Below are 12,696 nucleotides of genomic sequence, written 5' to 3' on the forward strand. Positions count from 1 at the left end.
TCACTAACCCTGATTAAATGTATGAATAAAAAATGCCAGTCAGAAAAACTGACTGGCATTTTTGTGTTTGCATCTTAAGAAACAATGCTTGAACCATAGTTGAATCAGCGCAAGTTTAACTCAGGGACCGTTTGACCACGCTTGCTGTAGAATTCGCTAACAAATCCATCAAATTGATCTTGTTCGAGGGCGTCTCTGATGCCTTGCATCAAACGTTGGTAATAGCGTAAGTTATGAATGGTCGCCAGCTGCGCGCCAAGCATCTCTTTACACTTATTTAGGTGATAGAGGTATGCGCGGCTAAAGTTTTGGCAAGTGTAGCAGTCGCACTCAGGATCTAGTGGGCCTTCATCATTGCGATATTGGCTATTACGGATACGTACCACACCAGCATTATCCGTGTCGCCTGTCACAAAATAATGACCATTACGCGCGTTACGGGTCGGCATGACGCAATCAAACATATCGACGCCGCGGCGCACCGCTTCTACGATGTCTTCGGGCTTGCCCACACCCATCAAATAGCGCGGCTTGTCTGCTGGCATCGCATCTGGGATATAGTCGAGCACATCCATCATCTCATCTTTTGGCTCGCCAACCGATAGACCACCGATTGCGTACCCATCAAAGCCAATTTCTAGCAGACCTTCAAGAGATTGCTTGCGCAAATCAGGATACATACTGCCTTGAATAATCCCAAATAGGGCATTGGTACTGCCCAGTCTGTTGTGCTCATCCACGCAGCGCTGGCCCCAACGCAGTGATAATTCTAAAGATTTTTTTGCTTCCTCGTGCGTTGCAGGATAGGGGGTACATTCATCAAACTGCATGACGATGTCTGAATTCAAGCTATATTGAATTTGCATCGATTTTTCAGGGGATAAAAATACCTTGGCACCATCGATGGGGGATTTGAAATTAACCCCTTCTTCAGTAATCTTGCGCATCGCGCCCAGACTGAAAACTTGAAAGCCACCCGAATCCGTCAAGATAGGCTTGTCCCAATGCATAAATTTATGCAGGCCGCCAAACTTATCAATCACTTCGGTACCAGGACGTAACCACAGATGAAAGGTATTGCCCAAAATGATATCGGCACCAATGGCTTCGATATCACGGGGCAGCATGCCTTTGACTGTGCCATAAGTACCGACAGGCATAAAGGCTGGCGTTTGGACATCACCATGATTAAGATGAACGGTACCGCGACGGGCGCGGGTGTCGCCACTGGCGGTTTTGTGAAGAGTAAACTGCATAAAATAATCGCTATCTGAGCTATGAAAATGACACCAATTATAGCATTGCTACTGATTGATTGGGGTGGCGATATGCCCTTCTTCTACAATTGCCGCGCCTGCACAGTCAGACAAGGTTGTCACTACCGAAATGACACAGACAGGGCGAGCGTCCAGTTGCTAGAGTAGGCAACATGCTGGTGAGATTATTAAAATAAAATCATCAGACCCTACTTTGAAAGACTGGAGACATCATATGAAAAAAACAGGTTATTTATTACTGCTGGGCGGCCTATTGGTGATATCAAAAGCAGCTGTGGCTGCTGATACAGAAGAGCCAGAGTATACATTATTGGCAGAAACGGATGATTTTGAGTTACGCCATTATGATGAGCAATTGGTTGCCCAAACGTGGGTAAGCGGCGATCAAGACAGTGCCAGCCGTGCTGGCTTTAAAATCTTAGCGGATTATATCTTTGGTAACAATACGGTGCCCACAGGTGGCAGCAGTAAAATCAGCATGACCGCACCTGTGACCATGCAGCCTGACAACCAAAAAGATGAGGGTGAGTCACAGAAAATTGCGATGACCGCGCCTGTGAGTATGCAGCAAGAAGATGGTAAATGGCGCGTAGAGTTTACCATGCCCAGTAAGTATACAATGCAAACGCTGCCCAAGCCGAACAATCCAGATATCACGATTAAGGAAGTGCCAGCACAGACATATGGTGTGATTAAATTTTCAGGATTGGCAGGCAGCAAAAAAGTCGCTGCGAAAACTAAGGCGTTACAGTCTTGGATGGAAGAGCAAAATCTGATCGCAACTGGTGAGCCTGAGCTGGCTCGTTACAATCCGCCTTGGACGTTACCATTTATGCGTCGCAATGAAATCATGATTGCCTATGAGCAACCGTAACGGCTATATCAATAGATAGATTTGCAGCTCTGCCATGATATTAAAACCATAAAAAAGACAGCCATTGCTGTCTTTTTTTATGATGAAACATTGGGTGGTCAGTCCAGCTGTTTTTTTAGCTGTTTTGCTCACGGATGATATTTAGCATACGACGTAATGGTTCTGCTGCGCCCCATAGGAGCTGGTCACCAACAGTGAACGCCCCCAAATATTCAGGACCCATGTTAAGCTTACGCAAGCGGCCCAATGCCACTGTTAGCGTGCCTGTCACCGCGACAGGGGTTAGACGGTTCATGGTCGCTTCTTTGTCGTCTTCGACTACGTCCAACCACTTATTACCGCTGTTTTTCAGCGCCGCTTCGATGTCCTCTAAAGGAATGTCTTTTTTGAGCTTAATGGTTAAGCCTTGCGCGTGGCAACGCATGGCACCGACGCGAACACACATACCATCAATCGCAATGGTATCTTCTGCTGAGTTGCCAAGGATTTTATTGGTTTCGACGCCGCCTTTCCATTCTTCTTTTGATTGCTTGTTGTCTAGCTGTGCATCAATATAAGGAATCAAGCTGCCTGCAAGTGGTACACCAAAGTACTGCACTGGGAAGCCTGCAGAACGCTGAGTGTGGGCGATTTTTTTATCAATATCGAGGATGGCGCTTGCAGGATTAGCCAGCTCATCTTGTACCGCATCACGCAATACACCCATACCATTGATCAGCTCACGCATGTTGTTGGCACCAGAGCCACTGGCGGCTTGATAGGTCATGGCACTGACCCATTCAACCCAGCCTCTATTAAACAGCTCGCCGATGGCCATTAACATGAGAGAGACGGTGCAGTTACCGCCGATAAAGTCTTTTGTGCCACCAGCTAGCGCATCATCAATGACACTGCGGTTAACAGGGTCTAAGACGATGATGCTATTCTCTTCCATGCGTAAGGTGCTGGCCGCATCAACCCAGTAACCTTCCCAGCCACTAGCACGTAGCGGTGCGTGCACCTTTTTGGTATAGTCGCCGCCTTGGCAGGTAATAATCACATCGCATGCTGCGAGCGCATCAATATCATGAGCGTCTTTGAGTGTGCTTGCGGTAATGTTATCAAAACTTGGTGCTGCGCCGCCTGCGTTACTGGTTGAAAAAAATACAGGGGTGATGCCTGCGAAGTCATTTTCTTCGCGCATACGTTCTACCAATACCGAACCGACCATACCGCGCCAGCCTACCAAGCCTACTGTCAAGTTGCTCATTAAACTCAATCCTTATTACAGTTGTTTTTGACCATATCGACAGATAACAATGCCGTGAATAGTCATAAAAAGCAAGGGCTTTTGCGCGATAGTGGCCAAAATTTGCTCAATAATCGCTATGGCTATGATAACTTTTGTTTATACCAAAAAAGTATGTCGATGAGAATAAGCGGTTAAGCACTAGACATATATATGACTGGGTAGCGCTTGATGGAACTTGGTCAGGCTAAGTGTAGTGTTTTGATGACAAGCGTATGAGAATCAATGATAAGCAGTAGGCGACGCGGTGTCTAAGTGCTAAAGTAAGCAGGGATATATGGCTTGTGCTGACAGTTGCTACAATATGCTCGCTCAAATCATTCACTGAATAATGGATCAACATACCTTATGGACTTCTCTTTACTTTATTATGGCGTGCTATCCTTGGCCGGATTTGTGGCATTTATCACTGCTTGGGGCTTGCTACCGCTCGATCATTGGTGGGTACGTATGGTTGATTTCCCGCGTATCCAGATTTTGGTACTGGGCATAGTCGCTTGGGTGGGTATGTTGTTCTTTTTGTCACAGTGGCAGACATGGCAGCTTTTATTGTTCGGTGCACTGAGTATTGCGCTCATTTTTCAGCTGCGTATGGTGTTGCCATACACCAGACTCTGGAAAAAGGAAGTTAAACATGCCAAAGATAAGCCAGAAGGTGAGGTACACCAGCTCAAATTGATGGTGTCCAATGTTTTAACCCCTAATGAAAATAAGCAAAAGCTGGTCGATCTGGTCAATGAAAAACAACCAGATATCCTCATCACGTTAGAGTCAGACAAGAAGTGGGAGACAGCGCTGGAGTCGGTTGAGCCAAGTTATCCTTATACGGTAAAAATTCCGCTGGATAATCTATATGGGATGCATCTGTATTCTAAGCTTGAGCTGATTGATCCGCAGGTCAACTATTTGATGATCGATGACATCCCCTCGATTCATACGCAGCTGCGCTTGCAAGGTGGGCGCGTGATTTGGTTGTATTGCTTGCATCCGATGCCACCAAGCCCTACTGAGGCAGACAAGTCAACCACGCGTGACGCTGAGCTGCTGATGGTCGGTCGCCATATCAAGGAGAAAAATCAGACAGCGATTTTGGCAGGCGACTTGAATGATGTGGCATGGTCTCAAACCACGCGCCGTTTTCAACGGATTTCAGGACTATTAGACCCGAGGATTGGGCGTCATTTTATCAATACCTTTCATGCCGACTATCCTTTTTTGCGCTGGGCACTTGATCATATCTTTCATAGCGCCTGTTTTACTGTGGTTGATATCAAGCGTATGCCCTCTATCGGCTCTGACCACTTTCCTGTGATGACGACGCTACAATATGAGCCAGAGGAAGCGAAGGAACAAGAAAAAAATGCGCCTAGTGCTGAACCGGAAGATATTGAAGAGACCGAAAACAAGATAAAAGAGGGCAAAAAAGAAGGTTATAAAGTCTCACAAGATCATGCTGACGCTGCTTTGAAAAAAGAATGCGTGTAAGCATAAGCGTACATCAAATAGCGCTTTTGGCGGCTAGTGGTCTATGCTAGATCGGCATACAATACAACCATCAACACAAGGATAGGCAAGGATGCAGTGTTGAGGCAGTAGCAAAACAAGTACAGGTCAGCCCGCTGTCTTATACGTTACTGTTTATGACTTAGGATAAGTCGCCATGGAAGAGATAATAATAATAATATGACACCCGAAACCCGAACCAATCGCCCTAGGTTCGGGTTTTTTCTTGTCTCGTGATTACTGGCAGTGCATTGACAAACCATAAGCGCTGGCAGATAGTGCCAAGCAGTGTATTCCCAGCCCATCAATCTTTATTTTTTAATAAGCATGTCCAAAAAAATTCAGTAAAAAAAGGCATGTGCATCAGCACATACCTTTTTTATTAACATATAAAATTATTTTTTTGAGATTAGGGACACGCCCTAGCGTATCTTAGTTTAACACTTGAATATAAGCACCTGAACGCAGCTCTTGTAGCCAGTCTTCCTTGGCTTGCGGTGCTAAGCGTTGGTACAATGTTTGACGTGCCATATTACGTCGGTATTGTTCGCTCACGTCTTGTTGACGGGTATCTTCAACTTTGAGGATATGCCAGCCAAACTGAGTTTTAAAAGGTGCAGAATAGTCACCAACTGGTGTACGTTTCATCATTTGTTCAAAAGACGGAATCATATCGCCTTCACTGACCCATTCCAAGTCGCCGCCACGTCCTGCAGACCCAGGATCATCAGAATAGGTCGCTGCAAGCGCTTCAAAATCTGCGCCCTGACGCAACTGCTCGTACAAGTCATTGATTTTTTGCTCGGCAAGCGCATCGGTTTGTAAGTCATCGACTTTAACCAAAATATGACTCGTGTGCCATTGCGGGATTACCATATCGCCGCTGTCTTTTCTATCTGCAAGCTTGATAATATCAATACCTTCAGGCGTTACTAGCGGCTGGCTGACCTCGCCAACGTCAAGCTTGGTGATCTCGCTTGATAGTTCTGTAGGGAGATTGGCGGCTTTGTGAAAGCCCATGTCACCACCTTGAATGGGCAAAGCATAATTGTCCTGCGTCTGGGCAATGGCAGCTGCCACATCGACGTTTGGCGCTTGTAAGCGGGTACGCAGACGTTCTGCCACCGCCAGCGCATCATCACGCTGCGATTGTGACAGACGGCTATAATCATCGATATAAGGGACGCGTACGTGGATGGTTTGATATTCGCTTTGATTAAGGCGCTTGGCTTCAGGTGAGGACAAGAACGCATCGATATCCTGCTCACTGATGCGCACACGATTGCCGACTTGGCGTTGCTGCAAAGATTGAATGGCCGCGTCTTCTATCAGTTTTGCGCGTAGTCCTGCGTAGCTGCCGGGCTGCGCGTTATCCATATACTGCTGAAGGGCACTTAGGCTTGGCAGGCCTTCTGCTTGGGCAATTTGAGCCAAGCGCTGGTTGATAGCAGCTTCATCTGGACGCAGACCGACACGATTGACCAGTGACAGCTGTAGCTCGCGCAATATCAAGGCATTTAGTACCTCTGATTGCAGCTGCGCTGAGTTAGCAATAGGCTCACCAGCGGCTTGTGCCCGTGCACGCGTCTGCTCAATCGCGTTAATGAGGTCACTTTTTAAGATCACGTTATCATTGACCAGTGCGATGATGCCGTCACTGTTAGCCGCAGGCGCACTGCGAGTAGCAGTGCTTTGGTTGGCAGCATCTGTGTTTGGTGTGGTTGCTGCCTGCGCTTGCACGCCAAGCAACAGCGCAGTGCTGGTACTCATCGAAAACAACACAGCACGGCTGGTCTGACGTAAAGAAAAAAATCTCATGATGCTCCTCATCAATATCATCGCATCGGATGGTAGTTGGTCATTTTTATCTGCTCTGTCAGTACTGCAGGTAAGCTATTTGCTATACCTGCGGTCAAAAACAAGATAAATTTGCCTATAATTTTGCGTAAGTCTATCGCGTTCTATAACCACTTGCCAATACGTTAGTCTTTCCAAGCAGTTTGTACCGGCTCAAATCCCAGTATTTTGTCAGATAATAAGCGCGTTAAGCGGCTACTACTGCTGCCAAGTCCGTTCAGTCTGATCTCTGCCATAACGGCTTGTGTTGGTTTGTCTTTGATGTTCAAGTCATTGTAATAACGGCGGCCATAAACAGCGAAGCCAAAGCAGCAATCTTCGTAGTCAATACCGACGAGTGAGTCGAGTACTTTGTTACGGCGATGATCGTACTGGCCTTGTGCCAATATGCGCCAGTTGTCATTGACTGGAAACACAGCTGAGGCAGTAAAGGCGGATAATGGCAGCTGATTGGTATTGTCATCACGTTGGCGTTTGACATAGCCAAGGTTGAACAAGCTGTTCATGGATGGCTGATAACGCAGTTCTGTGGTCACATAGTTGAGATCGTAACTGGTGGTCAACGCACCGCTCACATCCACCCAAACATTGTTATAAGGCTGTGTGCTTGCATCCCAAACCATACCTGATGATGAGGCGTTAAAAACAGGCTGCTGGTCTTCTAAAGTGACACGACCATCATCAAAATAAAATTGCTCTGCAATGCTACCATCAAAACGTGTCACGCCCGTTGCATCGATGTAACGATAGTTAACGCCAGGGGTCAAGGCATGCAAATCCTGCAAGCGATCGTGCCCCAAAAACCAACTGTCAGAAAACAGCTGCTCATAGTTGATTGAGGCGATACGGGTATTAAAGTTAGGAATGTCGTTTTGATTTTCATATGGTGAGTAAGTGTATTTTAGACGTGGGCTGAGCAGCTGATAACCACCGAGCGAGTCATCAAATGTCCCAAAGGGTGAGCCTGCTTGATAAAAATGTAATCCTGCATCAATACTTGCTTGTGGTACAAATACTGAGCGGCTACCGTCTCTATCATTTAGGTTATTGTCCTCTAGGCTGTCTTGGTCGTATGAGGTATACAAATGCTGTAAGCTGAGCTTTGGTTTGACATAGCCCCATGCATTTTCCATTGGGTAGGTGGCACTGATTTTATCATAAATACGGACACCGCTTTTTTCCGCTTCAGAGCCGTCATCAATGGACTTTTTAAAGTAAGCTGAGTCGTGTACACCATTGACATCAAAACGCTCAAACCACGGCAAGCGATAGTTCAGCTCTAATTGCGGCAAACGAGAGTACGGCTTGTCCTTGTCTTCTAACACCATTTGACTGTCGGTAAAGGCTTGCAGGGTTTGAAAGGTTTCAATTTTCAGTTCGCCATTGACATAGTCATTGTAATAATTCAGACGCGCGCGTCTGGGTAAGTTGAGTGTGTTGTCCGATAGCCCCAAGGTGTCAAAGTCATTGATATAGTCAGCGTCGGATACATAGCTGTATTTGGCGTCACCGCTCAAGCGAGGAATGCTACTTGATGACCAATAATGATCATAAAAAAAGCTGCTGCGATCTTTGCCATCATATTCTCTATCGTTAGGCAAGTACGAGCCATTAAATACTCCTTCGCCGTATTGTTCGTCCAGATAGCGAAACTCGCCTGACAGCATGGGGTTGCGGTTGCTATAAACGCGGGTGTTTAGCGTGGCATCATAGTTGGGTGCAAGGTTGAAGTAGTAAGGGACATTAACCTCAAGACCGCTTTCACTGCCGACACTGGCGCTGGGCAATAAAAAGCCAGAGCTGCGCCGATCGTCAATCGGGAAGTTGAAGTAGGGCAAATAAAACACGGGAATATCAGCGATACGAAAGGTGGTATCACGGGCTTCGCCGCGACCAGTATCAGTGTCTAAATCGATACTTTTGGCTTCAAGTTGCCATTTGCGATTGGTCGGCGGGCAGGTACTGAACATGACTTCATCTAATTCGTACTGACTCTCATTGGGACGGTTGAGGCGTTTGGCATAGCCGTGAGATTGTAGGGGCACGCTGGTAAAGGCCACACCGTAAGCGGTGGTCTGGCCGTTTTGGGTACTGTAGGCCAAGCTGTCTGCCACCCCAATCAATCCTCCTTGAGCTGAGCGATCAGTAAGTGATAGGCGGCTACCATCTGAAGACTGGTCTGAGGATTGGGTGGCGGTATTGCTCATTGCCTGCTCGGTGAATCTGACTTTGCCTTGCGCCCCTGCCACGCCATTACTCAGATCGATAACGATGTTATCCGCTTCAATCTGCTGTGTGCCTTGGTTAATCACCACATTGCCCGACAGCTCGGCATAGTCGACGTTGTCATAATAACCATAGTCAGACTCTGTAAATAAAGGTGCCTGATTGTTGGGTACTGCGCTGACATCAGTGGCACCTTGAGGGTTGGCCTCATTGAGGGCGCGCTGATAGTTGGGATTGGGCTTTGGATAGACCCATTGTCCTTCGCAGCGCTGAGCGCTATCGACGGTATTAGAAAATGGGTTTAGGTTGGTGCCCAACTGCTCAATAGTTTGCGGCTCGGCAAGGTTTGGTGTCTTAATATCGTCTGCTGGGGCGGGCGTTGGCTCACCTTGATCGTGAGTAGCTGTGTGGCTGTCCTGTGCTGACATTCCGCTGTTTTCGGCGTCATTTGATTTGGGACGCAGCTCATAAAACTCAGCCAAGCGCTGCAAACTCTCTTGAATACTCTCGTCACTGACATCAAGCTCGCTATTATCCAGTGCAGGATCGGTGGCTATGTTTTGCTGTGCTCTTGATGGTGCTTTGAGGTATGTTTTTTGCTGGGTCGCTGTTTGGTTTGGTGTGACCGTTGTATCATCGCCAGCGTCTGCCGCAACCACCTCATCGGCAGGCGGCGCGTCAGCAACAAAATCGCTAGTGTCTATGCCGCCCTTGTTCATACTTTGGGTAGGTGACTCGCGTGTAGACGTCGTCGAGACAGAGGCATCAGGTAGGGCATTTGCTGCCTCCAGCGTTTGGGTGGCTGCAAGTGTCTCCTTGCCCTCACTGTTGATGGCTGGCATTTGTGTCGGCACACTGCTTGGAGCGGCATCGCTTGAGTGGCTGCGTGTAATAACGGTGTGCTCGCTGATGGTCAGTTTGGGCGCTGGCGGGTTGACGGCGGCACCAGCAGCGCTCACAGTCAGGCCTAAAGCACCAAATAAAATCAAACGAATGCTTTGGTAAAGCGGAGAATATAACAAGGGCACACCTATGATTGCAGAGCCGATTCGAGTGCGGCGGGTATAAGACACCATACATCACCGCAGATAAGGCACATAAACGTAAAGCATTGTGGCAGTATGAGAACTGCCTGTGGCATTGACCAACAATATCGTGAATACGGTCTAATATATCATTAATAACCCAAAGCAGGCACAGATTGTCAGATCCGATGACTGTTATCAGTCGTGTAATAGCATCGCTGCCAGCGCCGTTTGTGATGATTAATGAGGATTGTCATGTTTGTTTTGACGACTTATCATAGTCAAAAAAAAGCAAATCAGCTACACTGTTCGGCAGATTTTATGGCGCTACTACGCCGTTTTTGCATAATAGCGTTTTTGATTGGCGGCGCAGTTTGATTTGCCGCTCATCATTTTAGCAAGTATTCTTCTGAGTTATCACTGTTTTAGTCAGTGATGGCTTATCTTTATATGTAAGGGCTTGTCACTGCTGTGGTGACAGGCAAACGATGGTCAACCTGCGATGCCCTTTGTGAGTGACAGTTTATGAATGACAATGCCCAACCCATTTTTGATCATGATAGTACAGTTCTCCATGCTCCTGAGACTCGCCAGCAGCAGCTGACGCAGTGGCTCCAGCAGATTTTTGCTGAGCAGGACTTTGTGCTGGAGAGCTTACCGGGTGATGCCAGTGCTCGCCGTTATCACCGTATTCAACTGAACGACGCGCCAGATGCCCGCTATATTGTCATGGATTCTGCAGATGAGCAAGATGCTATGCGTCAGTTCATTCATGTCGCCAAACTGATGCTGCCTGCCGTCAATGTACCTACCATCATCGCACAAGAGGTGAGTAAAGGCTTTTTGGTATTACAAGATTTTGGCTCGGTTGAGTTTGCGCACTTGTTGGTTGAGGTGCCGCTTGAAACTGTGGATGACCATTATCAAATGGCGCTAGATACCCTAATCGCCTTGCAGCAACTGCCCGTACAAGCGCCTTATCCATTACCACTCTATGATAAAGCGTTATTGGATCGTGAAATGGATCTGTTTAGCGAGTGGTTTGTCCCTTATATTGGCGTGAATTTAAATGACGCCGTATGGGAAGACTTAAAATCGGCGTTGGTGAATGAGATTTTGCAACAACCACAAGTGATCGTTCATCGTGATTATCACAGCCGTAACTTGATGCAGGATCAGGCCAACCCCTCGCGCTTAGGGGTGATTGATTTTCAAGACGCCGTAATTGGCGCGTATACCTATGACTTGGTATCACTGGTACGCGATGCTTATGTTGAATGGCCAGAATCGCAAATATCTGCATGGATACATGATTTTTGGCAGCTGCAACAGCAGCACTCGCTTACCACAGCAGACAATAGGGTTCAGCTTGAAAACGATGTGAATGTCATGGGCGTGCAGCGCCACTTAAAAGTGCTGGGTATTTTTATCAGATTATCTGAGCGCGATGGCAAAGATCGCTATCTGGCTGACATTCCAAAAGTCATGCGTGATTTAATCACCGAGTTAAATTGGCTGGCGGAGCAAGGTGATGACGCGATAAAGCGTGCTATCCTACCTTTCAATCAATGGCTACACGACACAGTCATGCCTGCATACAAAGACAAGTTTCCTTCAGCGTAGATGATGCTCAACCAAATTAATGATATAAATAATAAAGACAGGAGTAAGCATGTCTAGATCGACGATTACACAAGCCATGATTTTGGCTGCAGGCAAGGGCACACGCTTGCGTCCGCTAACACTAGATACGCCCAAGCCTTTGGTCGAAGTGGGCGGTCAGCCGCTGATCGTTTGGCATATCAAGGCGCTCAAAGCCGCTGGTATTACCGACATTACCATCAATGCCTCGTGGCTTGCGGACAAGCTGATGGACGCGCTTGGCGATGGTGAGCAGTATGGTGTGCGTTTGCATTGGTCTGTGGAGGATGATGAGCCATTAGAAACAGCAGGCGGTATTTTTCAGGCGCTGCAAACAGGTAAACTGCGAGATGAGCCGTTTGTTTTGGTCAACTCTGATGTCTGGACGACGTTTGATTTTGCACGCTTAACAGGCTATACGCTGAGCACTGATCAGCAGGCGCATTTGATACTGATTGACAACCCTGAGCACAACAGCGGTGGCGATTTTGCCATTAACAACGGTTTGGCCAGTGAGCAGCCTATTGCTGACGCAGACAAATATACCTTTGCAGGCATCAGCGTGGTATCGCCGCGCTTGGTCGATGGGTTGGCCGCAGGTCAGCCTGCGCCGCTTGCGCCGTTACTCAAACAAGCAATGCTCAAGTTTCAGGTGACTGCTGAGGTAATGAGCGATAACTGGATCGATGTCGGTACGCCTGAGCGTCTAGAGCAGGTCAATGACTTTATCGCTAAAAAAGGAGCAGGTGAACACAGCGGCAAATAGCCTGAGTTATAACACCAAAAACGCCGTAGGGGCAACGATATTTCTCGTTGTCCCTACGGCGTTTTTATGCGCACTGTGGTTTGACGGTTAGGGCTTGATGGATATGAGCGCTGTACTTAGACGCCCATAGCGAGTTTGATAAGCTGTGCAATCGTAAAAATGGTTAAAAACCCTGCGACATACAAGCCAATAAACCAAGCCCATTGGCTTTGTTTTTTACTCAAATTTTTCATACAAAC

The 12,696-nt window shown here is 47.3% G+C and carries 9 protein-coding genes; 4 read left to right on the top strand and 5 right to left on the bottom strand.

Going from position 1 to position 12,696, the window contains the following annotated elements; translation table 11 throughout:
• Positions 1-104 precede the first annotated feature (104 nt).
• Positions 105-1,256: a tRNA guanosine(34) transglycosylase Tgt gene (gene tgt, locus ACFI32_RS02875; RefSeq protein ID WP_462625001.1), complete on the bottom strand. Its 1,152-nt coding sequence runs from the start codon at positions 1,254-1,256 to the stop codon at positions 105-107.
• A 235-nt stretch (positions 1,257-1,491) separates the two neighbouring features.
• Between tgt and ACFI32_RS02880 the strand changes: the two genes are divergently transcribed.
• Positions 1,492-2,151 carry an SOUL family heme-binding protein gene (locus ACFI32_RS02880; RefSeq protein ID WP_462625002.1) on the top strand — a complete coding sequence of 220 codons (660 nt, stop codon included), beginning with the start codon at positions 1,492-1,494 and terminating at the stop codon, positions 2,149-2,151.
• 115 nt (positions 2,152-2,266) lie between these two features.
• On the opposite strand, the gene asd is transcribed toward ACFI32_RS02880, so the two are convergent.
• Positions 2,267-3,391, bottom strand: a complete 1,125-nt coding sequence (gene asd / locus ACFI32_RS02885; protein WP_462625139.1) for an aspartate-semialdehyde dehydrogenase — start codon at positions 3,389-3,391, stop codon at positions 2,267-2,269.
• 396 nt (positions 3,392-3,787) lie between these two features.
• Between asd and ACFI32_RS02890 the strand changes: the two genes are divergently transcribed.
• Complete coding sequence (locus ACFI32_RS02890) at positions 3,788-4,924, top strand: endonuclease/exonuclease/phosphatase family protein (protein WP_462625003.1); 1,137 nt, start codon at positions 3,788-3,790, stop codon at positions 4,922-4,924.
• A gap of 450 nt (positions 4,925-5,374) precedes the next feature.
• Here ACFI32_RS02890 and ACFI32_RS02895 read toward each other — a convergent pair whose 3' ends face one another.
• On the bottom strand, positions 5,375-6,760 hold the full coding sequence (locus ACFI32_RS02895) for a peptidylprolyl isomerase (protein WP_462625004.1): 1,386 nt from the start codon (positions 6,758-6,760) through the stop codon (positions 5,375-5,377).
• Between the two features lie 164 nt (positions 6,761-6,924).
• Positions 6,925-10,047, bottom strand: a complete 3,123-nt coding sequence (locus ACFI32_RS02900) for an LPS-assembly protein LptD (RefSeq protein WP_462625005.1) — start codon at positions 10,045-10,047, stop codon at positions 6,925-6,927.
• Positions 10,048-10,575: 528 nt separating this feature from the next.
• On the opposite strand from ACFI32_RS02900, the gene ACFI32_RS02905 reads away from it, so the two are divergent.
• Positions 10,576-11,673 (top strand): aminoglycoside phosphotransferase family protein, encoded by a 1,098-nt coding sequence (locus tag ACFI32_RS02905; RefSeq protein ID WP_462625006.1) that lies wholly within the window; start codon positions 10,576-10,578, stop codon positions 11,671-11,673.
• 49 nt (positions 11,674-11,722) lie between these two features.
• Entirely contained in the window at positions 11,723-12,457 is a 735-nt protein-coding gene (gene murU / locus ACFI32_RS02910; protein ID WP_462625007.1) for an N-acetylmuramate alpha-1-phosphate uridylyltransferase MurU, read from the top strand.
• A gap of 116 nt (positions 12,458-12,573) precedes the next feature.
• On the opposite strand, the gene ACFI32_RS02915 is transcribed toward murU, so the two are convergent.
• A complete protein-coding gene (locus tag ACFI32_RS02915) occupies positions 12,574-12,690 on the bottom strand; it encodes a DUF2474 domain-containing protein (RefSeq protein WP_406621521.1) in 117 nt (38 codons plus the stop codon).
• Positions 12,691-12,696: the final 6 nt, after the last annotated feature.

It is taken from the genome of Psychrobacter sp. PSi21, assembly GCF_054960615.1.